This window comes from Helicobacter hepaticus ATCC 51449, assembly GCF_000007905.1.
In the GTDB taxonomy this organism is placed as follows: domain Bacteria; phylum Campylobacterota; class Campylobacteria; order Campylobacterales; family Helicobacteraceae; genus Helicobacter_C; species Helicobacter_C hepaticus.
On the sequence record NC_004917.1, the window covers coordinates 1,727,108 to 1,748,787 of the forward strand.

General features: G+C 35.3%; 22 protein-coding genes and 1 pseudogene. 15 read left to right on the forward strand and 8 right to left on the reverse strand.

Translation table 11 applies throughout. The features are described 5' to 3' along the window. Position 1 precedes the first annotated feature (1 nt). From HH_RS08705 to waaF, 5 genes and pseudogenes are all read right to left on the reverse strand, one after another. Positions 2-610 carry a YhcH/YjgK/YiaL family protein gene (locus tag HH_RS08705; RefSeq protein WP_011116643.1) on the reverse strand — a complete coding sequence of 203 codons (609 nt, stop codon included), beginning with the start codon at positions 608-610 and terminating at the stop codon, positions 2-4. Between the two features lie 17 nt (positions 611-627). Then, positions 628-1,806 (reverse strand): succinyl-diaminopimelate desuccinylase, encoded by a 1,179-nt coding sequence (gene dapE / locus HH_RS08710; RefSeq protein WP_011116644.1) that lies wholly within the window; start codon positions 1,804-1,806, stop codon positions 628-630. Between the two features lie 229 nt (positions 1,807-2,035). Then, positions 2,036-2,194 (reverse strand): annotated as a pseudogene (locus HH_RS09865) (glycosyltransferase family 2 protein); the annotation flags it as partial. Continuing rightward, positions 2,187-2,813: a flavin reductase family protein gene (locus tag HH_RS08720; RefSeq protein ID WP_011116646.1), complete on the reverse strand. Its 627-nt coding sequence runs from the start codon at positions 2,811-2,813 to the stop codon at positions 2,187-2,189. The pseudogene HH_RS09865 and the gene HH_RS08720, both read right to left, overlap by 8 nt. Continuing rightward, positions 2,810-4,042 carry a lipopolysaccharide heptosyltransferase II gene (gene waaF, locus HH_RS08725; RefSeq protein ID WP_011116647.1) on the reverse strand — a complete coding sequence of 411 codons (1,233 nt, stop codon included), beginning with the start codon at positions 4,040-4,042 and terminating at the stop codon, positions 2,810-2,812. The genes HH_RS08720 and waaF overlap by 4 nt, the downstream gene beginning before the upstream one ends. A 181-nt stretch (positions 4,043-4,223) precedes the next feature. Here waaF and hisS point away from each other — a divergent pair, with 181 nt between their 5' ends. The 8 genes from hisS (at position 4,224) to HH_RS08765 (ending at position 11,241) form a co-directional block, all read left to right on the forward strand. Next, on the forward strand, positions 4,224-5,546 hold the full coding sequence (gene hisS, locus HH_RS08730; RefSeq protein WP_193328826.1) for a histidine--tRNA ligase: 1,323 nt from the start codon (positions 4,224-4,226) through the stop codon (positions 5,544-5,546). A gap of 55 nt (positions 5,547-5,601) precedes the next feature. Then, positions 5,602-7,404 carry a M3 family oligoendopeptidase gene (locus HH_RS08735; RefSeq protein ID WP_193328827.1) on the forward strand — a complete coding sequence of 601 codons (1,803 nt, stop codon included), beginning with the start codon at positions 5,602-5,604 and terminating at the stop codon, positions 7,402-7,404. Next, positions 7,373-7,864, forward strand: coding sequence for a hypothetical protein (locus HH_RS08740; protein WP_011116650.1), 492 nt, complete (start codon positions 7,373-7,375; stop codon positions 7,862-7,864). Before HH_RS08735 ends, HH_RS08740 begins: the two co-directional genes overlap by 32 nt. Positions 7,865-7,946: 82 nt before the next feature. Next, positions 7,947-8,615: a DUF5644 domain-containing protein gene (locus tag HH_RS08745; protein ID WP_011116651.1), complete on the forward strand. Its 669-nt coding sequence runs from the start codon at positions 7,947-7,949 to the stop codon at positions 8,613-8,615. Positions 8,616-8,632: 17 nt separating this feature from the next. Beyond that, a complete protein-coding gene (locus HH_RS08750; RefSeq protein ID WP_011116652.1) occupies positions 8,633-9,448 on the forward strand; it encodes an HdrB C-terminal domain-containing protein in 816 nt (271 codons plus the stop codon). Then, on the forward strand, positions 9,449-9,757 hold the full coding sequence (locus HH_RS08755) for a hypothetical protein (RefSeq protein WP_011116653.1): 309 nt from the start codon (positions 9,449-9,451) through the stop codon (positions 9,755-9,757). A gap of 54 nt (positions 9,758-9,811) precedes the next feature. After that, the gene (locus tag HH_RS08760) at positions 9,812-10,699 is read left to right on the forward strand and encodes a TerB family tellurite resistance protein (protein WP_011116654.1); all 888 of its coding nucleotides are present in this window, start codon (positions 9,812-9,814) and stop codon (positions 10,697-10,699) included. A gap of 44 nt (positions 10,700-10,743) precedes the next feature. Next, positions 10,744-11,241, forward strand: coding sequence for a hypothetical protein (locus tag HH_RS08765; RefSeq protein ID WP_011116655.1), 498 nt, complete (start codon positions 10,744-10,746; stop codon positions 11,239-11,241). 7 nt (positions 11,242-11,248) lie between these two features. Here the strand turns inward: HH_RS08765 and HH_RS08770 are convergent, their stop codons facing one another. Both HH_RS08770 and tpx read right to left on the reverse strand, forming a co-directional pair. Further along, positions 11,249-11,668, reverse strand: coding sequence for a pyridoxamine 5'-phosphate oxidase family protein (locus tag HH_RS08770; RefSeq protein ID WP_011116656.1), 420 nt, complete (start codon positions 11,666-11,668; stop codon positions 11,249-11,251). A gap of 8 nt (positions 11,669-11,676) precedes the next feature. Then, positions 11,677-12,174, reverse strand: a complete 498-nt coding sequence (gene tpx, locus HH_RS08775) for a thiol peroxidase (protein ID WP_011116657.1) — start codon at positions 12,172-12,174, stop codon at positions 11,677-11,679. Between the two features lie 67 nt (positions 12,175-12,241). Here tpx and HH_RS08780 point away from each other — a divergent pair, with 67 nt between their 5' ends. The 5 genes from HH_RS08780 (at position 12,242) to HH_RS08795 (ending at position 16,173) form a co-directional block, all read left to right on the forward strand. Further along, positions 12,242-13,675 (forward strand): PhoH family protein, encoded by a 1,434-nt coding sequence (locus HH_RS08780; RefSeq protein ID WP_011116658.1) that lies wholly within the window; start codon positions 12,242-12,244, stop codon positions 13,673-13,675. Then, positions 13,672-14,382: a hypothetical protein gene (locus HH_RS08785; RefSeq protein ID WP_011116659.1), complete on the forward strand. Its 711-nt coding sequence runs from the start codon at positions 13,672-13,674 to the stop codon at positions 14,380-14,382. The genes HH_RS08780 and HH_RS08785 overlap by 4 nt, the downstream gene beginning before the upstream one ends. A 29-nt stretch (positions 14,383-14,411) precedes the next feature. After that, positions 14,412-15,131, forward strand: a complete 720-nt coding sequence (locus tag HH_RS08790) for an NlpC/P60 family protein (protein WP_011116660.1) — start codon at positions 14,412-14,414, stop codon at positions 15,129-15,131. 99 nt (positions 15,132-15,230) lie between these two features. Beyond that, positions 15,231-15,554 carry a hypothetical protein gene (locus tag HH_RS09250; protein WP_011116661.1) on the forward strand — a complete coding sequence of 108 codons (324 nt, stop codon included), beginning with the start codon at positions 15,231-15,233 and terminating at the stop codon, positions 15,552-15,554. Further along, positions 15,517-16,173 carry a hypothetical protein gene (locus HH_RS08795; protein WP_050720620.1) on the forward strand — a complete coding sequence of 219 codons (657 nt, stop codon included), beginning with the start codon at positions 15,517-15,519 and terminating at the stop codon, positions 16,171-16,173. Before HH_RS09250 ends, HH_RS08795 begins: the two co-directional genes overlap by 38 nt. Positions 16,174-16,243: 70 nt before the next feature. On the opposite strand, the gene ppsA is transcribed toward HH_RS08795, so the two are convergent. Then, entirely contained in the window at positions 16,244-18,673 is a 2,430-nt protein-coding gene (gene ppsA / locus HH_RS08800; protein ID WP_011116663.1) for a pyruvate, water dikinase, read from the reverse strand. A gap of 161 nt (positions 18,674-18,834) precedes the next feature. Here ppsA and purL point away from each other — a divergent pair, with 161 nt between their 5' ends. Beyond that, positions 18,835-21,072, forward strand: a complete 2,238-nt coding sequence (gene purL, locus HH_RS08805) for a phosphoribosylformylglycinamidine synthase subunit PurL (protein WP_011116664.1) — start codon at positions 18,835-18,837, stop codon at positions 21,070-21,072. 12 nt (positions 21,073-21,084) lie between these two features. After that, positions 21,085-21,633, forward strand: a complete 549-nt coding sequence (locus tag HH_RS08810; RefSeq protein ID WP_011116665.1) for a hypothetical protein — start codon at positions 21,085-21,087, stop codon at positions 21,631-21,633. The last annotated feature ends 47 nt before the right edge of the window (positions 21,634-21,680 follow it).

Sequence of the window (21,680 nt, forward strand, 5' to 3'; positions counted from 1 at the left end):
TTTATAGTTCTAGTAATGATACAGGCACTTTCAATACACTTTTTTTAATAGCATAAGTGTAAGGTGTAGGCACATCAGGTGTGAGTTCTAAACCTCCAGCGTGAGTATCATCTGGGAAAAAAATTGCTAAATCCCCACTACTTAAAAGCAAACTAGTGCGATAGGGTGTATTTAAAGATTCATTAATGGGTAAAGTATATTTTAAAGTGCTATATTCTCTATGAGAATCTCTTAAAAGGTTGTTATAGACTATTAAATCCTTGCTTTCATCATAAGGTATGTGTATATCAAATGTGCTTTTATCGCCAATTAACATATATTCGTAGCCTTCTACTACAAGCTGGAAATCAATAAATACACGATGGGACTCAAAAAAGGCATTGCGCATTGGTTTGAGATGATAAGATTGTTCAATAGCACGCACACCTTGCGTAAGGGGATAGCTTATCTCATAACGCTCCTTAAGTGGAGGAATCTTAAGAGAGCATATTCTTTTGTGTATATCGTGTGTGGGATTTAAAGCGTTGTTCATATATTCTTGTATGTCTTTAAGCACAGGGTAGGCTTTAAAAAACCAATCTAAATGCGCAAGTTTGCCGATGATTGCCATTTTTTATTCCTTATATTTTATTTGAGATTCTCTATTTTAGCATTCTTTATAAAGAGTTGCAAAAATTCTACAAAAATATCGTGCAGCGCAAGTATATCACTTATTGATACGCGTTCATTTATAGCGTGGATTCTATCATTTGGCACACCTATTTCCACTACATTTACACCATAAGATGCAAAGAATCTTGCATCACTTGTCCCTCCACTTGTGCTTAGTTGTGGTGTGATGCCAAGAGTGCGCTCAATGATGGCGCAAAGTGATTTGACAATTTCACTATCATCTGCTGTAATAAATGGAAGCGAATTAGTTTTAAGCGTGAGTTCATAGGGTAGGGAGCCAAGAATTGAGGTAATATAAGAGCGAATAGAATCTTCATTGCTTAAAGGTGAGTTACGCACATTAAACATTATTTTGAGATTCTGTGGTGTTACATTTACAACTTCCATACCGCTTCGAATATCGGTAATTACAAGTTTGCTCGGCGCAAAATGAGAATCCCCATTATCTAATTCTATGCCTGCTAATGCACCAAGCTTGCTCCCTAATAGTTCTATGGGATTGATGCACTTTTGTGGATAGGCAACGTGTCCTTGTTTGCCTTCAATGATGAGTGTGCCATTGATTGAGCCACGTCTACCGATTTTAAGCATATCGCCTGTGTGATTTATGCTTGTAGGTTCTGCGACAATGCAGCTATGAGGAAGCAAATCGCGTTTTTTAAGCTCTTCAAGCATAAACTTTGTGCCATAGATTCCCTCTCCTTCTTCATCACTTGTAAGAAGGATTGAGAGCATAATGGGTAATGAAGAAGTATTATGGGATTCTAAAATATTACAAACGGCACATATAAAGGCACTTATGCCTCCTTTCATATCTTGCGTGCCTCGTCCATAGATATACTTTTCATCTTGTGTCCCACAAAATGGTTCAAACTCCCAACCCTCTCCCGTTGGCACAACATCAATATGTCCTGCAAAACAAAAATGATGCAGATTTGATTTGTCTGCACCTTTAGGTGCAATAAGATAAAAGAGATTTTTTACCCCCTCTTTTTCTTGCTCAATGATGAATGTATCAATATGTTCCTTTTGTATGAGAGAATTTAATTTATTAAGGATAATCTCATAAATACCGCATTCTTGAGGTGTGATACTTGGACGCTTGATGAGCTCTTGTAAAAGTGAAAGAGGCATATTAGTCCTTTTTAAATTTAAGATAAGAGAGTGCTTTTGTAGCAAAGGCACTAAAGTGTGGAAAATTCATTGAAAATTTTGTGCGATAAGGTGCATAGGTATAAAGGGGTTTAATGCTTTGAATAATATCAGCTTTTTCATCACTCCAAGGTAAGTTATTTAAAATGCGCATTATGCGTTTAAGCAAGGTGCGAATACAGCGGTAATAAAAAGCATAGGTTTCATTAGTTTGTGCTATTTCTCCGCTTTTATCAGTGCTGCCATCATTAATGAGTATAATTTCAAAATCTTTATAACTTTGTTCTAAGAGCGAATCTAGGCATTCTTTAAGATAGGATTGCACATTATAAATGGGCACAATAATAGAAAAAAGAGGCGCATCATTCATCACTCTCTCCTTGAATTGATGGTTTTTGTTTATCTTTGGAACCTGGATTTAGCGTAATGGGCGTAGAGCATAATTTATATATACGTCCTACACGTCCGATAAAAGTGGGCATAAAGTTCAAGTCTTCACTATATAGTTCATCGGCGATATAAAAAGAATCAACTTCTAAAAGCACACTTTTATTTTCGCCAAGCTCTAGCACATCGTATAAATTACACATAAAGGCGACTTTAATGCCTTGAGGCACGGGAGGAAATCCTGATTGAAGCAACTCAAGTGGAATATCAAATTTATTTGCCTCACTTACATTATATGCAAGTTCTGTGCTCGTATCGTGTAAAGCTTGGAGATGAGAGTGTTCGCACATACTAATGGTAGCCTTACACGTGTTAATAATATTTTTATAAGTATCTTTATGGCTGCCATCACTTTTTTGCATAATACAAAGAGAGAAAATAGGTGGATTAACACTAATAGGCGCAAAAAAACTAAAAGGCGCAAGATTTATTCCACCATTTGGAAAAATAGTGCTTACCCACGCTATAGGGCGAGGTGTAATTGTATTACTTAGAATTTTATAAGCTTGTAATGGCGTAGAATCGCAAGATTTAAGTATCATTTATCAAGCCTTTTATAATGGAGTTTTAGGAGATTTTGCGTTTGAGTGATAACTTCTGTTGGAGTAATAAGTTTCATACAATTATGATGTTTTAAGGGACATTCACGTTTTTTGCAAGGCGCACAAGGGAGAGATTTACAAACAAGAGCGTAAAGAGATTTTGCTTGTTGGTCTTCACAAAAAGATATAGAATCTTTTCTTACACAGGGCACACTAGGTATGTAGGGTGCTGTTTCGTTCATATCTGTTGGTCCAAAAATCACTATCATAGGTATTTTTAAAGCTGCACCGATGTGCATAGGTCCGCTATCATTGGTAATAAAAATATCCATTGCAGCGATATAATCAATCAGTTCGCTTAAGTTTGTTTTGTCAGTAAGATTATGGAAATGTTGATTTTGAGAATGTGCAATAAAAGCATTTGCAATAGATGTGTTCGCATCAGATTCGGCACTTGAACCAAAAAGATAGACTTCATAGCCTTGAGTAAGAAAGTGCTCTATTATAGTAATAAAATGTGATTGTTTCCAACGTTTAGCACTACCAAAAGCTGCTCCGGGATTGATTCCTATTGTATGGGTATAAGATTGATGTAATGTTTGCGTATGGGAAATGAGTGTAAGCGGTTGTGTGGCAAGAATAGAGAGTATATCTTTTGGTGAGAAATGTTTATTTTGTGTGAGATGTGAAGATTCTGTAAGTGTAGAGAGTGTCTTCGTATAAGATGCAATAGCTTGTTTTTGCACTTGCACAAGGGGTGTGATAAGTAGAAGATATAAAAATACTTGATGATATTTTTGTCCTTGAGAATCATATTTCTCTAAGGGTAAAGCGTGTGTAAGTAAAAAACTTCGCGCATTTTTAGCGTAGCCTATGCGTACTACGCTTTTGCTCAAATAAAGCAATAATGCTGAGAAAAAAGTATTGCTAAAACTAATAGCTATATCGTGCTTTCCTATATTTTGCGCAAGTGTCTTTGTAGCTAAAATGCGAGAGCGCGCTTTTTTACTCTCATCAATAAAAATATGTTTTACGCGTTCATCTCGTTCATAAATCCCACAACTTGCTTTGCTTCCTACCAGAGTAAAATTTGCTTTATCAAAACTATGTTTAAGCCATTCAAATGCGGGAGAAACCATTACACTATCGCCCAACCAATTTGGTAAGCGTAATAGAATCTTTTTTACTTCTTGAGTGGGAATATTTGTAGGACATCTCAATGATAGCACAATAATTTCTCCTGTGTAAAATACAACAAAAGCAATATTGTAAGCATAAAAAGCTAAAATTTAACTATAAAGTGTGAAAAATTTGCCAAATTACCTCATAATGTAGCCAAAATAAAACATTTTTAAGGTAGAATCCACATACTTTAGTTTGTGAAATTTTAAAGGAGGTCTGCAGATGGCGTTGGTTACCCCTCGCACATTAAGCGGTTTTAAAGATAGGTTGCCAAAAGAGGCGCTTGCAAAAGCACATTTACTTAATAAAGTGAGCAATGTATTTATGAATTTTGGTTTCGTGCCTATTGAGACACCGCATTTAGAGTATGCTGATGTGCTTATTAAACAGGGTAGCGATGAAATACAAAAGGAACTCTATCGTTTTAAAGATCACGGTGGCCGCGATGTAGCATTGAGATTTGATTTAACCGTGCCTTTAGCTCGTTTTGTATCACAATACAAAAATGAAGTAGGATTGCCTTTTAAACGATATGCGATTGGAAATGTATTTCGTGGAGAGCGAGCACAAAGAGGAAGGTATAGAGAATTCACACAATGTGATTTTGACTTTATTGGGAGTGATAGTATCTCGTGTGATGCTGAAATTTTACAAGTCATTTATGCCTCATTGATGAAACTTGGCATCGAGGAATTTACTATTTGGCTTAACCATCGTAGCATTCTAAATGGTATTTGTGAATATTGTGGTATTACACAAGAAAAAGATATAAATGTGGCTTTGCGTATTATTGATAAGCTTGATAAAATTGGTAAAGAGCGTGTGAGCGAGGAGTTACAAAAGGAATTGGGTTTAAATAATAATCAAGTAGAGAATCTCTTAGAATACACTTCAATTAAGCAACAAGGTGAGAGTGAAAGCTTTTTTAGACAAATTTCATTTATGGAAGAATGGAATGATTCTATTAAAAAAGGCATTGAGGATTTAAAAATGCTTTATGAAGTGCTTTCATCTTTGCAAATGGATAGAGATACTTATCGTGTTAATTTTTCAATTGCTCGTGGATTAGGGTATTATACAGGCATTGTATATGAAACAACTCTGAATGCCTTAAAAAGCATCGGGAGCGTATGTTCTGGCGGAAGATATGATAATCTTACGCGCACTTTTTCTAAAGAAAAAATGAGTGGTGTTGGCGCGAGTATTGGTATTGATAGGCTTTTAGCAGCACTTGAGGAGCTTGAGCTCTTACAAAAAAGAGCGACATCTGCTCGCGCACTTATTGTGTGTATGGATAGACTATATTTTGGATATGCTCATTTACTTGCAGAATCTTTTCGTTGTAGTGAGATTCCTATTGAAGTGTATCCAGAAGCTTCCAAACTTAAAAAACAATTTACTTATGCTCATTTGAAAGGATATGAGTTTGTAGTTGTCATTGGAGAGAATGAGTTTAATACAAAAACTCTCACACTTAAAAATATGACTTCAGGTGTGCAAATAGATAGCATAAGCTTTCTTAAAGCTCTTGCACTTATTCAGGAGGAGTAAAATGAATTTAGAGCAAAATAAATTAAAAACACAAAGGAGCAGTATGAGAGGCATTATAGAATCTAGTCAATGGGATTTAACTGCACTTTTTAAGACAAAAGAGCAACTTGAGCGATTTATGTCAAGCCATTTGCGCCGTGCTAAAAAGTTTGCCAAAAGCTATGAAGGGCAACTTAAAAATATTAAACCAAATGAATTTGCTGATGTGATAAAAGAGTATGAACAGATTCTTGAAGGTTTTGGACGCATAATGACCTATGTTTTTTTGTGTTTTGCAAAAGATACTACACAAGGGGATTTGTATGCTAAATATGAAATGCAAACTACACAAATACAGAATCTTGTGCTCTTTTTTGAGATTGAATTTTGTAAGCTTCCTGAGACGCATAGGAAAGAGGTTATACAACATACACCACAATATGCGTATTTTTTGGAAAAGATTATCGAACAAGATACTTATCAACTTTCTTTGGCAGAGGAAAAAGTGCTTTTAGCAACTTCACCCGTTGGTGTAGGAGCATTCTCAAGGCTTTTTGATGAGCATTTAGCACAATTTCGTTTTGAGCCACTTAAGAAAGAAAATAAAAAATCAAATAAGGGTAAAAAGTCTCATAAATTGAGTGAGGAGGAAATTTTGAGTTTGCTTCATCATTCAAAACGCAGTGTGCGTAAATATGCTCAAAAGGTTTTTAGTAAAAAACTCAAAAAATCCCGTCATCTTTTGAGTTATGTTCTTAATATGGTGCGAAAAGACCTTAGTATTACAACAGCATTGCGTGGCTATAAACTTCCTGAATCTTTCCGTCATATTAATAATGGTGCAACACAAAAAAGCGTAGATAAACTCATTGATATTGTAAGTGCGCATTATGGTATTGTGGCTGATTATTATCGTGTTAAAGCTTCTTTACTTGGTATAAATGAGCTGCAAGATTATGATCGTTACGCGCCTCTTGACACTCATACATACGAAATATCCTATAACGAAGCCATCAAACTTGTTTTGAAAGCATTTGAGAATTTTAGCAAGGAATTCAAAGATATTGCTTTAAAAGCATTAAAAAAAGGGTGGGTAGATTCTCACCCTACACCTAACAAACGTGGTGGAGCTTTTAGCCACGGAAGTGTGCCTAGTGCGCACCCTTATGTGTTGCTTAATTATACAAACTCACGCCGTGATGCTTTTACGATTGCGCACGAATTTGGACATATGATACATCAGGAGCTTTCTAAAACGCAGGGCTATCTCAATATGGATACACCGCTTACAACAGCAGAGACTGCATCTGTTTTTGCTGAAATGTTACTTTTTGATATGCTTAAAACAACATTGGATAAACAAGAGCTTATAAGCTTATATGCAGGAAAACTAGAAGATATTTTTTCTACGCTTTTTCGTCAAATTGTAATGACACACTTTGAGCGTAGAATCCACGCTCAAAGTGAAGAGCTTAAGCCTGAAGCATTTGATAAAATATGGCGCGAAGAAAATGAACGTATGTTTGGAGATAGCCTAAAATTAACTAAGAATTATGATGGCTGGTGGTGTTATATCCCGCATTTTGTGCACTCACCTTTTTATTGTTATGCTTATAGTTATGGGCAATTACTTGTGTTAGCGCTTTTTGGTTTGTATAAATCTCAAAAAACACCTCGTATGAGAGCAAAATTTATCCAAAAATATACAGATTTTCTTTCACTTGGCGGAAGTAAAAGCCCTAAAGATTTGATTGCTTCATTTGGTTTTAACCTTGAGAGTGATAAATTTTGGCTTATAGGTATGGCTGAAGTGCAAAAAATGCTTGAGGAGTTTAAGGAGTTGGTCAATGCACAAAATTCTCTTTCATCCACATTTTAAGTTAATTGTAGATACTTACGCTAAAGATACTTTAATGTTTCTTGTTCAAGAGGGGATAAATTTTAATCTTTTATGTGATATAAAGCGCACAAATTTTTCTCCATTGTTGCCCGAGAATATTAGCAGCACTTTTAATGATATTACACTTTTTGTGCTTGCTGGCTACACTTTTGAGAGTATTGAACTTAGGAATGAACATATTACTTTTGAGGCAGGTTTTGGTAATGAGAATATTGGCAGTTTGGTGAGTATTCCGTATAGCGGTATTGTGCAGATATTACTTCACGATAACGATTTATTGCGTGAGATTCCATTATTTACTAATGTAAGCCACCCTTGCTTTTATAATCTTTCTCCGGAGGAATTAGAGCAAATTACTTTTGTGCAGCAAGAAGGCTTAGAGCAATCAAACCTAGCATTTGCTTCTAGCTTACAAAATAGTAGATTTTTTAAAAAATAATTAACCTTTTAAGGGAGAGTGTAAATGAAATATGTTAAGATTATTGTCATACATCTTAAAAACTTTAGAAAAAGGGGGTGTTATGGACAAAGTGCATCTTGAAGCTTTTACTTTTGAGGCAGGCGTAGATTATTTGCCTTATTATAAAAAATTTGTATTTCACTTTAATCAAAGCCAAACACTTAAAGATATACTCCACTTTCTTAAAAGTGAAATAGAGGGTTATGGTTGCGATACAAGTGCTTTGGCATTGCGTATCAATGGTATAGCAGTTTTTGAAGACATTGATATTATTGAGCTTATACAGCAATTTGGGGAACAATGGCAAATTGAACCTCTTAGCACTTATTATGCTTCTAAGGACTTGCTTTTTGATAGACAAATGTTGTGGAAACGATATGAATCATTTTTCGTATGGGCAGAATTTTTGAGTGTCGAAGAGAAGGAAGAGTTTGAAAAATATCTTGCTCTTAATTTAATTACCCCTATGAGAAATGATACATATTTAGGTGATGGCTTTTTTTTATATCTTAAATGGATTTTCTCGCGTCATCCAGATAGAATTAAAGCTATTCGTGAGTGGATTCTTGATAAACAAAGTGGCATATTAAATTTTGTAAGTCTTGCAGATATGGTATATCCACGTGCAAATGCGATTGATGAGGAAATATGGGAGATTATGAGAAATATTGTATTTTCTTCAGAATCTAAGCAATGGAAGCATTTGTATACACTTAAAGTTCAAAAATAAAGGGTAGGGGTAAAGCAATGAAATATATTATTTATGATAAATATGAGAATGCACAAGCATTACTCTGCAGCGCCAAGGAGCTTTTTACCCAACTTAAGCTAGAAGTGCTCACTCTTAATACACCATTGGCTGATTGTGGAGGATATTGGGCACGATTAGTGCAAAAAGATGATTTGATACGCAATGTTGCTTATAATTTAGCTTTAGCAAATGCTGCTGATGCGACACTTGTTTTTTTAGAAGAAGATGCGTATGCCAATGCTCTTTATGCTAAAATGATTATAGAATCTAATGCGAAGATTATGCGTCAAATTGAGACAGAATACCTCCATAAGTTCAACTTGCTCTATGATAGTAAGGTGCAGATGAGTTATTTACCTGATTTGCTTAATGGGTGTGATGTAAATACATTAGTTTGTAAAAAATTTACGACATTTTCATCTGTAATACTTCGTGGTGCGTATCAAGCGCATTTGCCCAAAAGCACTAATCATAGAATCTATGAACAAATTGATTTAAAATTTATTGATACGCCCATTTGCTATCAATATTATGCACATTTACTTAATATTAATCCACAGAGTGCAATTTATAATAGTGCAAAGCTTTTTTTTGATTTAGCAGATTTGGGCATAGATTTTATTTTGAGTCATTCACTTAGTCAATTCAATATACTTGATGTGCAGCGCACACAGCTTTGTAAAGCATATAATCGTGATAATATCGCCTTGCCTATTCTTTTTTTGCCTCAAATTTTGCTTTTAGCATTTGGTGAAAAAGATAAAACTAAGCTTGGTTTTGCACATCATAAACAAAAGGTGGAGTTGATATAAATGCAAGTATTTCTTAAATTGCTTTTTGCAGCAATTGTTGGCTCAACTTGGTATCATTTTGGTGGTGGCGATGCAGCAATGGCATTGATATTTTTCTTTGTTATTTTAGGTGTGCTTTTTATGAAGCCTATTCGTTATCAAGACCCCAAAAGACGAGAGGAATATATGCAAAGAATCCGTGATAGTAGAGAGCGTAAAATTGCACTTGAAAATGAACGTTTAGAGGAATTAAGGCGTCTTAAAAAAAATGCACTTGAGCAAGAGGAAAAGCTTAAAAAAGATTTTGAACAACGGATTAATAAACGTTAAACTAAATTTTTGTTACAATAATATTTAAATTACATAAAAAGGGATAGATTCACAATGGAAATCGTGTTATTACTTATTGCTGGAGTGGTGGTGTATTTTCTTTACAATACTTTACAAGAATACCTTAAAAATCCGCTTCATCAGAATCCACAATTTAATACAAATCGTATAGATAATACTCCAATAGATTTTAAAAATCCTTATCAAGAAATGACGCAGATTGACAAAGTAAAATCAAGTGAATTTGGAGTATTAGCCGCGATTTTAGGACGCGTAGTATGGAGTGATGAGAAGATGTGCCCACTTGAAGAACAACTTGTTGATGAAATGCTTACAGATATGGCACAAGAAGCAAAGAATCCAAAGATGAGCAAGGAAGAATTAAAAGACATATTGATGGAGCAAAAATCTTCAAATATTGCCCTTGAAGAGTTATGTGATGAATATGTGATGCTCACAAAGGGCGAGTATAAAAAACGTTTAAAAGTGGTAGAATTTTTATTTGTCATTGCCTATGCTGATGGCTCTCTTGCAGAAAGTGAGCGTGATTGTATTATTGATATTGCAGCATTATTTGAAATCTCTAATGAGGATTTTAATGTCATTTTTGAACAATTTGAACAAGAATATGCTAAAGAAATATCAATGAATGAAGAAAAAGCAAAAGAAATTTTTGATATAAAAGATGAAAATATAACAAAGGAGAGTTTAACGCACAAATACAATGAACTTATTAAAAGTGCTAAGCAAAATATTTTTGATAATAAAAACATCAATAAAAGTTTTCATAATACCTCGCTTATACGTATTAAGGAGATTGATGGGGCTTATACCTTGCTTTTAGAATCTTTATCTAGGAGCGGCTCTTTAGTAGAAGACACTAAAGAAATAGAAAAAATCACCGAAAAAGGGGATAAAGCGCACAAAGGTTGGGATTTTTAGGAATAAAGTTTGCTTTAATTTTGTAATCTTAATGGAGGATTCAAATGGATATTACAAAAATTAATCACAATGGTGGCGTGCAAGGTATGCTTGCTAATATCTATAATGTTGAAAATCAGCCAAGAAATGCAAATGAAAGCAAAGAAAGCGAACAAAAGCTTAATGGCGTAGATAGTGTGCACAATAAAGATAAAAGCATACAATCTTTGCAATCCGTAGATATTACTAGACGTATAGAGGATAGGTTTTCTCCTTCTCAAGAGCTTAAAAAAGCTCGCGAGATTGGTGGAGATCTTGAGGGTGGCTTTAGGGATAAAACTTCATTTGAGAATCTCTCCGATACCTTAAGAAAAGAAGGTTTGATTAATAGCAATGAAAAAGTAGCTATGGATTATTTAAAAAATCATTCATCAAAAGTGAGCTTTGATGAATTTGACAAAATTGCAGCAAATGATGACCATAGCAAAGAAATGCAAGGATTGATAGATTCTGTGATTAATAAGATGAAGTTTGTTGATAATGTCAATGGCGGGATTTTTTAATCCCTTTTTAATTTTCCCTATAAAGGAGAATGTTGCCGCTAAAATCTTGTAGTTGCGCACTTATATTTTCAAGATAAAAAATTACGAAATTAGGGTGAGCAGGATTATTGTCAAAACTTTGAGCTATACGTTTATATTTAGCCATTAATGCTTCTTTTGCATCAAGATGATTAACAATATGTGCATCGCCCCTAATGCGCAATGAAAGAATATCTGGTGTGCTAATACAAATTTCAACTCCTGAGTGTTGTTCAATATGTTTATAAAGATTTTTATTTTTAGAAGTGCCAAAGTAAAGCTTGCCATTATGAACAATATAGGAGCTTATGGGACGCACTCTTGGGTTTCCACAAGTGCCTTTAGTAGCAAGATAAAAGACACCTAAAGCAAGAATCTTATCAATTTGTGTGAGTGTAAATTTTCCCATTTTAAAACCTATTTTATTACTGCTAAAGCTTTTTCATAGTTTGGTTCTTGTGTGATTTCTTCACAAATCTCTATATAAATCACTTTTCCTTGAGGGTCAATTATGAGCACTGCACGAGTAAGTAATCCTACAAGCGGAGAGGATTGCAAAAGTAAGCCATAAGCTTTGCCAAAATCTTTTGTTACAAAATCACTCAAAGGAGTAAGATTCTCTATCCCTTCAGTGCTGCAGAATCTCCCTTGTGCAAAGGGTAAATCCATTGAAACTACATATACGTTCGTATTTTGTAATGTAGCGGCCTCTTGGTTAAAACGTCTTGTTTGTGTTGCACACACACCTGTATCAAGACTTGGAACCACATTAATGATTTGATATTTTCCACTTGCACCGCCTATTTGCACTTGTGAGAGGTCTTTTGCAGTAAGTTTGATTTGCGGAGCATCATCGCCGACTTTAATTGTATTTGCGCTTAATTGCGCTGGAGTACCTTTAAATTTTACTTCCATTTTTATTCCTTTTTATTATTTAATATATCTTTTGATACAATCAGGCATTCTAACCAAAGGGAGTTAATTGATTACTAAGCATTATTTACTTGATACTTCTATTATTCTTGATGATACGCAAAATATCATTTTTTTGTGGCAAAATGCACAAAATGAACTTTTTATATCCGATGTTGTTATTGAAGAGCTTGATAAAAAGAAAGATTTACAGAATGAAACAGGCTTCTTTGCGCGTGAGTTTTTTCGGTGCATTAATAGTGATGGCGCGGATAATGAAGGGCTTTTGCAGAAAATAGTAACTAATACAACTCTTATGCACGTAGCTAAAGATAATAATGATTTCACCCAAACTCTCATTTTCAAATATGAGAATTTTTCCGTTCCTTTGACGCTGATTTATCGCTCAAAATATAAACTTTTGCCACAAGAGCATAGCTATAACGATTCTAAACTCATTGAAATTGCACGAGATTATGGCTTGGTTCTTTTAAGTAATGATATTTCGCTCAAAGTGCGTGCCCAAGCACAGGGTATTCCTGCACAATCACTTTTTCGTGATAGAGTTGAAAATCCAAGTGATATTGATTTTTGGGTGTCTTTTGAGATACATAAAGATACGCCTTTGACGCATTTAAAAGATAATAAAAAATTTCAGAATCTTACACAATGGAGTCTTATCCAAATTGATGAAGTGGATAATACAGATAATTCATTGTATAAAACAGGTAAGAAAATCTTTGGAATTAAGGTAGGAGAAGCATTTGAAGAACTCAATCTTGATGAGATTCTTAAAAATCACCAACCCTATATTATGCCTATTAATCTTGAGCAAAAAATGTTTTATGCACTCCTTACTCACCCGCAAAATAATCTCACTATTGCCACAGGCTCAACAGGAAGTGGAAAAACACTCATAGCTCTTCAAGCAGGCATTACTCTTGTCAAAAATGGTATAGTTGATGGTATTATCTATATGCGTAATACCATTACCGCAAATGACAAAGAAGCGGAGCTTGGTTATCGTAAAGGAGATGAGAATCAAAAGCTTGGATATTTTATGTATCCACTTTATGGTGCTATAAATTTCACTATTGACAAACTCCAAGAAAGCTCACTTGCTAAACGCATTGAATATCGTGGTGAAGTCAATGGTATACAAAAGCAAGATGCAACTGAATATTTCCTCCAAAAACACAAAATTGAAATAGTAGATATTGCTCACGCACGAGGAATTAGTATTGGCAATAAGTTTGTCATTTTTGATGAAGTGCAAAATGCTTCAAATGCTACAATTAAACTTATTGGCACTCGCATAGGCGAGGGGAGTAAGATTGTATTTTTAGGAGATTGGGCACAGATTGACCACCCATATTTAAGCAAGTTTCGCAATGGTGCATTAAGCTTGCTTACTAAAGCGCTTAAAGATAATTTTATTGCTGGCATTCATTTACATCAAACTATACGAAGTGATGTAGCAAGTTGGTTTGGAGAAAATTTTTGAAAAATTCACTTTATAGAATCTGTCTCATTTTACTCATATATGCGATAGGAATGTATGGGGCGCGTCCAATGATTAATGATGATGCACGCGTGGTAGATAAACATTCCTGTCAGCTTGAAACTTGGGGAGTATATAATGGTAAAATAGGCGAGTATTGGATATTGCCCGGTTGTAATTTATTTTTTGATGTGGAAATAAGTATGGGTGGTATGTTTAGTAATGCACCTATTGATGAGAGATTAGCCGATGAGAGCTTTGGCGGTCGTCAGTTTGTAACAGGGGCAAAGAAAGTTTTTAAAGATGTGGAATCTGATGGATATAGTTTTGGTTTAGCATTGGGTAATGCTTATAATTTTAAACGTTCTAAACACCGGAATGAATATTATATGTATATTCCTATAAGTGCGGCTTTTTTTGATAATACTTTGCTTTTGCATTCTAATCTTGGCTATAAGCTTAAGCGTAATAATGGAGATAGGCAAATTTATAATATTGGTTTAGGTTTAGAGCAGCAAATTACTCAAAGATTATGGATTTTAGGAGAGTTTTTTTATGAGCGATTTGATACGCCAAAATATCAATTAGGACTTAGAGTATGGTTATTACAAGATAGAATCCAGCTTGATGGCACTTATGGAAATGCTTTTTTAGGTAAAGAAAGTTGGGTATCTTTAGGATTACGCTTTTTAGCTCCACCGATGTTTTAATTATATAGAATCTACACATAAGGATTAAAATGAAAATAAAACTCTATGTATTATCTTTGTTATGTTTAATTATTATTGTTTTTTATGGCGGTTGTGCTTTGAGTGTGCCAAAATCTCCTTTATATAATGTGCAGGTGGGAAGTTTTAATAGTGTAGAGAATGCTGGGCGATTGGTGGATTCTCTTAATCAAAAAGGACTTGATGCATTTTTATTTAAAGAAGCTGGAATGTATAAAGTGCGCTTTGGGAATTATCAAAGTTTTGAAGATGCAAAAATAAGAGCACAAGAGTATCAAAAACAAGGGCTCATTAATGAGTTTTTTATTGTTTCTCCACAAGTTTATGCACTCAAAACATCTAAGCGCAAAAAATCAAATGATATTAGAGATGACATTGTAGAGAGTGCTCATCAATATCTTGGTGTGCCATATAAATGGGGAGGCACTTCAGAATCTGGATTTGATTGCAGTGGGCTGACACGTGCAATTTATCGTCTTAATGGTATTTCTCTTCCGCGCGCTTCATATGAGCAATACAATGATGGAAGCTCTGTTACAAAATCTAAGCTTCAAAAGGGTGATTTGGTATTTTTTACCACAAATAGAAGTAAAAGAATAAATCACGTTGGTGTTTATATTGGTAACAATGAGTTTATTCACGCTCCAAGTAAAGGGAAAGTAGTAAGTAAGGCGCGATTAGATTCAGCTTATTGGAACAAAACTTATAAAGGTGCAAGGAGTTATTTTTAATTTGTTTGTAAAAGCCATTTGCAAGTTTTTACTTGGGATTTCATAATATTTTTATAAATTTAATGCTACTCTATGGTATTTACTAAATAAGGAGATGAAATGAAATTTCTTCGCTACTTTGAATATGCTTTTGCAATGCCTAAAAGGCTCAAAAAAGTTTATGATAAGCTCAATGCTCAAGATAAAAATTTTAATTCTTTTAATATTTTGTTTTCTGCTCAAATGGTGGCTCATATGGATAATCCTAATGTATTATTAGAATTATCAAAGGCTTTTATTAGTCCAAAGATATTACATAATACTGAAAATGCCCTAAAATACTTTTCTCTCATAAGACCGCTTCGCCATTCTTCTTTTCAATTTGTGCGTGTAGGCGGACAAGCTGATGGTGGTTATTGTTTATTATGCCCCCCCCCCCGTTAAAGGCAATTCTCTGCCAAAATGTGTTTCATTAGGTGTATCTGATTATTCTCCGTTTGATTTAGAAATGGCAGATATGGGTTATGAAGTGCTAGAATATGATGCGAGTATAGAATCTTCTCCTTATCCCAATCACCCAAACATAAAATTTTTTAAAAAGTTTGTAGGTGCTGTGGAATCTCACGATACTACTACACTTATGCAGATTATCAATGAAAATAAATTTGATAAAAATGCACATAATATATTGCAATGTGATATTGAAGATGCCGAATGGGAATTGCTTGAAAATATTGACATAAGCCTTCTTGCAAAATATTTTCCTCAAATACTTTTTGAATTTCATAATTGTAACCCTGATAATGAAGTATTTACACAAAGGCGACTAGCCGTATTAGCAAAATTAAACGAATATTATTGTCCTATCCATACGCATTTTAATCATAATGGAGGACTTTTATTTGCTAAAAATCTACTTTTTTCTCCTCTTATTGAAATTTCGTATTTGCGGAAAGATTTGATACCAAATGATGCACAACCATTAAGGGGAAGCGCAACACTTGTAGGTTTGGATTATCCTAATATTCCACATTATCCTGATATTCCTGTAGTATTTAAATAATGACTTAAGTATTCAAAGGGCACTAGGGTTCTTTAATAAAGGGATACATTTGCACCCTTTATTAATGTATTTATTTTTTTAGTGATTTTTCCACTTCCACGACTTTTTGCCAAGTGGCAATAACAGAATCGGGATTAAGTGAAATAGAGCTAATACCCTCTTTAACAAGGAATTCAGTAACTTCGGGATAATCGCTTGGAGCTTGCCCACAAATACCAATGTATTTATTATGGCGCTTACAAGATTCTATGGCTTTTTTAAACATCGCAAACATTGCAGGATTACGTTCATCAAAGATATGACTTACAAGCTGTCCATCTCTATCTACACCGAGTGTAAGCTGGGTTAAATCATTTGAGCCGATTGAGAATCCATCAAACATACTTAAAAAATCATCAGCTAAAATGACATTTACAGGCAATTCGCACATAACATAAATTTCTAAATCATTTTTGCCAGATTCTAATCCATTACGCCGCATAATTTCAAGCACCTTTTTTCCTTCTTCAGGTGTGCGCAAAAATGGAATCATTACTTTCATATTAGTTAATCCCATTTCGTTACGCACCATTGCGAGAGCTTGACATTCCCATTCAAAGGCTATACGATATTGCTCGGAATAATACCTGCTTGCCCCACGATAGCCAAGCATTGGATTCTCTTCGTGTGGTTCATATCCCATTCCACCGAGCATACCACGATATTCATTTGATTTAAAATCACTTGTGCGCACTATAACAGGATTAGGATAGAAGGCTGAACAAATCATACCGATACCTTCAGCAATTTTCTTTGTAAAAAAATCTTTTGGATTCTCATAGCCAGATATTATTTTTTCAATTTCTGATTTTTCTTTCAAGCCTTTAGTATTGCCATTTTGAATATCAAGGAGAGCAAGGGGGTGTGCTTTAATCTGATTAAGAATAATAAGCTCCATACGCGCTAAACCTACGCCGTGATTTGGAATCTGTGAGAAACTAAAGGCTTTTTCAGGGTTGCCCACATTCATATAAATTTTAGTTTTTGGATTCCCAAGATTATTGAGCTCAATAGTTTCAATTTCATATTCGTGAATACCATCATAGATATATCCCTCTTCTCCCTCTGCACAAGAAATGGTTACTTCCATACCACTATAAAGCCTATCAGTTGCACCAATAGCCCCCACAATTGCAGGCACACCTATTTCTCTAGCAACAATCGCTGCGTGGCAAGTGCGCCCACCACGATTAGTAATAACTGCAGCAGCTTTTTTCATTGCTGGCTCCCAATCTGGGTCAGTATTATCAGTTACGAGAATCTCACCCTCTTTGAAGCTATCCATATGTTCTATGTCATTGATAATACGCACTTTTCCTGAACCTATTTTACCACCTATTGCCTTTCCTACAAGGATAATTTCTTTTTTGACTTCGGGATTGACAAACTTAAATTTTTCTAACTTTTGCCCATCACTTTTTTTGCTCTTTTGGCTTTGAACGGTTTCTGGGCGGGCTTGGACGATGAAAATTTCGCCACTATCACCATCTTTTGCCCATTCCATATCCATAGGGCGATATTCTCCTGCTTCTTTTGTATAATGCTCTTCAATTTTTATTGCATAACGTGCAAGCGTAAGAATATCTGTATCAGTAATAGAAAAGGTTTTCATTTCGCGTTGAGTTGTTTTAATATTTTTTGTAGGGTGTTCGCTTCCACGTGGTGCATAAACCATTTTTTGATGTTTGTGTCCGAGCTGACGTTTAATAATAGGACGTTTTCCTTCTTTAAGCGTAGGTTTAAATACATAAAATTCATCAGGATTGACCGTGCCACCCACTACATTTTCACCAAGCCCCCAAGATGAAGTAATAAACACTGCATCTTTAAAGCCTGTTTCTGTATCAATACTAAACATTACCCCAGCACTTCCTTTATCTGCTCGCACCATTTTTTGCACTCCCACAGAGAGAGCAACTTTAAAGTGGTCAAACCCTCTTGAAGCACGATAACTTACCGCTCTATCAGTAAAGAGTGAAGCAAGGCAAGATTTGATGTAGTGTATAAGCTCTGTTTTGCCTTTCACATTTAAATAAGTATCTTGTTGTCCTGCAAAACTCGCATCAGGTAGATCTTCAGCTGTTGCAGAGCTGCGCACTGCCACATCAGCTTCTTTCATACCATATTCTCCACTCAAAATTTCATATGCTTGAAAAATCTCTTTGCGCAAATCATCAGGAAATGGTGTGCCGAAGATGAGCTCACGGATTTTTTTAGAACGTGTTTTAAGCACATCTATTTCGGTTACATCAACACCATCAAGCAAATCAATAATTTTCTCTCTAATGCTACCAGAATCTAAGAGATACCAATATGCCTCACTTGTGATGGCAAAACCATTAGGGACTTTAATACCCTCACTCACAAGTTCTTGAAACATTTCGCCTATACTTGCATTTTTACCGCCTACAATCGGCACATCTTTATTGTTGAGCTCTTTAAAAAACTTAATATATTTCATACACTACACCTTCATTGTTGTTTTTAACTAGAGCGAATATTGTAGTTAATCAAAGTTTATCCCAAACTTAAAAAGTGTAACTCTTAAACAAAAGCGAAAAAAAGCATAAGTTGTGATAGAATCTACACTTTTTATTTATTTTTGCAATGATTGAGGTGGCAATGACAAATATTACACATCTTTTGGGTGAGATTAAAGACATTGATGAGACTCTAAAGGTTCATAAGCTTTCAAAGCAGGATTATGAGGAGATTCTTAAGATTTTAAAGCGTCCTCCAAACCTTATAGAATTAGGGATTTTTGCGGCAATGTGGAGTGAACATTGTAGTTACAAATCAAGCAAAAAATATCTTAATGGATTCCCTACCAAAGCTCCTTGGGTTGTACAAGGACCAGGTGAAAATGCGGGCATAATTGATATTGGGGAAAATCTTTGTGCGGTCTTTAAGATAGAATCTCATAATCACCCAAGTTTCATTGAGCCTCACGCAGGGGCTGCTACTGGCGTAGGTGGGATTATGCGAGATATTTTTACAATGGGAGCACGTCCTGTGGCAAGCCTTAATTCTATTCGTTTTGGCGATATAAGCGATAATGGCACACTTGGCAAAAAACATCGTTACTTATTACGAGGCGTGGTAGAAGGCATAGGGAGTTATGGAAATTGTATGGGAGTGCCTACAATTGGCGGAGAAATGAGTTTTGAATCTTGCTATAATGGCAATATCTTAGTAAATGCATTTTGTTTAGGATTAGTCAAAAAAGATGAGATTTTTTATGGAAAAGCTGAAGGGATAGGGAATCCTGTTATTTATGTAGGGAGTAAGACAGGACGTGATGGGTTAGGTGGAGCAGTGATGAGCAGTGATAGTTTCAGCTCTACTTCAAAGGCTGTGCGTTCCGCGGTGCAAGTAGGCGACCCGTTTGCAGAAAAACTTTTGCTTGAAGCGTGTTTAGAGCTTTTCAAGCAAGATTTAATTGTTGGGATTCAAGATATGGGTGCAGCTGGGCTCACAAGCTCAAGTTTTGAAATGGCAGGTCGTAGTGGCAGCGGTATGACACTGTATCTTGATAAAGTGCCTATGCGCGAAGAAGGAATGAATCCTTATGAATTAATGCTAAGTGAATCTCAAGAGAGAATGCTTATTTGCGCTAAAAAAGGTTGTGAGCAACAGGTATTAGATATTTTTGCCAAATGGGAAGTAGATGCAGCAATTATTGGAGAAGTTACAAAAAGTGGCATTATGGAACTTTTTTGGTATGGAGAGAAATGTGCGGAGATTCCAATCGCGCAATTAAGTGAAAATGCTCCTATGCTTGATATGCCCTTACGCCCTGTTGCAGTGCAAACTCATAAAGCTAATCAACTTAAAACATCTCAAAGCGCACAAGAAATTTTTATAACTCTGCTTGGAAGTGTAGAGGTTGCAAATAAAAGATGGGTTTATAGCCAATATGATAGTAGTGTGCAAAGCAATACGATTACTCCTGCAGGAAGCGGTGATGCGAGTATGATACGTATAAAAGGCACAAATAGTGCATTGAGTATGAGCGTGGATTGCAATATGCGCTATTGTTACCTTGACCCCAAAAATGGCGCAAAGATTGCGGTAGCAACTTCAGGACGTAACTCCATAGTCAATGGTGCAAAGCCTTTGGCAATTAGTGATTGTCTGAATTTTGGCTCACCTCATAATCCTGAAGTGATGTGGGCGTTCAAGGAAGTATGTCAAGGCATTAAAGAATCTTGTAAAGTATTAAATACTCCAGTAGTAAGCGGTAATGTTTCTTTGCATAATCAAAGCGATGGCGTGGATATTTACCCTACACCCTCTATTGTAAGTGTGGGTTTGATAGATGATGTAAGTAAGGTAGTGTCTTCAACATTCCAAACACAGGGGAATATGCTCGTATTACTTGGCGAAATTAAAGCCGAGTTTGGTGGCTCTTTGGCACAAAAGATTTTGGAAGGACATATTTATGGGCAAATTCCAAGCATTGATTTAACACAAGAGTTTGCTTTATGGAATTTAATGCTTGAGGCGAGTGATGAATGTATGTTGAGTGCTGCAAAAGATATTGGTGAGGGGGGATTAGCTATTACTCTTGCAAAAATGGCATTAGGCAATGGCGAATGCCAACCCATAGGTTGTAATGTCCATACGCATTTACCCTCACAGCTACTTTTTGCACCTTCCCAAAGCTGTATCATTGTAGAAGTAGCAGGAGAGCATCTCAATACGCTAAAGCAAAAAGCAAAACAACATAAGATTGCTTTTACAGAAATTGGTTGTGTAGGAGGTGATATTTTTTGTGTTGATGAGATTAATATAAGCCTTGAAGAGATGAAAAAGCTTTATTTTGAGAGTTTTGAAAAGTTAATTGCTCAAGATTTGTGATTTTAAGGGGAATTGAGTAAAGTAAAAATGCAAACTTTTGTTTTAAAAACTGCATTCATTTATACATTTATATGCTTTGCTCTTGATATAGCCATTGCGGGTGGAAATGCTGTGATAAACCAAGAGCCAAACCCCTTTAGGTTCCCAAAAAATGGTGAATATTATTTAGAGCGCAATACGGAAGTTTTAGAATCTTACTTAGAGCAAGTCAAAAAGCAAACTTTAGAGAAAGATTATCCTCTTTATTCCTCACGCCCTGCGCGTCCTATTGTAGAATATAGTGCATATCGCACACTCTCACAGCAAGATAAAGAGTCTTTGCGCGGTGGCATTGTGCTTATAGGGGCTTTTATTAATGAATTTATTAAATATAGCCATTTGGGCGGTGTAGGGATTGGTGCGAAGCTTAAGCCAAATGATGAAGAAAAATTTTATCTTAATTTTGATGGGCGATATTTGACAGATATGGAATTTTTTGGCATAGGGCGCAAGATTTATGCCTACTGCGTATTACCACGCTTTGATAAGTGCATTATGCTAGGCATTGGCGAGGAGTGGTAGGATTCTAAATCCTCACAATTTAAGCCCCTTCCTCTTATAAAAAACAA

Coding starts and splice junctions, on each gene's coding strand:
- HH_RS08705 (WP_011116643.1), bottom strand. CDS start 610: ATGGCAATCATCGGCAAACTTGCGCATTTAGATTGGTTTTTTAAAGCC.
- dapE (WP_011116644.1), bottom strand. CDS start 1,806: ATGCCTCTTTCACTTTTACAAGAGCTCATCAAGCGTCCAAGTATCACA.
- HH_RS08720 (WP_011116646.1), bottom strand. CDS start 2,813: ATGATACTTAAATCTTGCGATTCTACGCCATTACAAGCTTATAAAATT.
- HH_RS08740 (WP_011116650.1), top strand. CDS start 7,373: ATGCACAAAATTCTCTTTCATCCACATTTTAAGTTAATTGTAGATACT.
- HH_RS08745 (WP_011116651.1), top strand. CDS start 7,947: ATGGACAAAGTGCATCTTGAAGCTTTTACTTTTGAGGCAGGCGTAGAT.
- HH_RS08750 (WP_011116652.1), top strand. CDS start 8,633: ATGAAATATATTATTTATGATAAATATGAGAATGCACAAGCATTACTC.
- HH_RS08755 (WP_011116653.1), top strand. CDS start 9,449: ATGCAAGTATTTCTTAAATTGCTTTTTGCAGCAATTGTTGGCTCAACT.
- HH_RS08760 (WP_011116654.1), top strand. CDS start 9,812: ATGGAAATCGTGTTATTACTTATTGCTGGAGTGGTGGTGTATTTTCTT.
- HH_RS08765 (WP_011116655.1), top strand. CDS start 10,744: ATGGATATTACAAAAATTAATCACAATGGTGGCGTGCAAGGTATGCTT.
- HH_RS08770 (WP_011116656.1), bottom strand. CDS start 11,668: ATGGGAAAATTTACACTCACACAAATTGATAAGATTCTTGCTTTAGGT.
- tpx (WP_011116657.1), bottom strand. CDS start 12,174: ATGGAAGTAAAATTTAAAGGTACTCCAGCGCAATTAAGCGCAAATACA.
- HH_RS08790 (WP_011116660.1), top strand. CDS start 14,412: ATGAAAATAAAACTCTATGTATTATCTTTGTTATGTTTAATTATTATT.
- HH_RS09250 (WP_011116661.1), top strand. CDS start 15,231: ATGAAATTTCTTCGCTACTTTGAATATGCTTTTGCAATGCCTAAAAGG.
- HH_RS08795 (WP_050720620.1), top strand. CDS start 15,517: ATGGTGGTTATTGTTTATTATGCCCCCCCCCCCGTTAAAGGCAATTCT.
- ppsA (WP_011116663.1), bottom strand. CDS start 18,673: ATGAAATATATTAAGTTTTTTAAAGAGCTCAACAATAAAGATGTGCCG.
- purL (WP_011116664.1), top strand. CDS start 18,835: ATGACAAATATTACACATCTTTTGGGTGAGATTAAAGACATTGATGAG.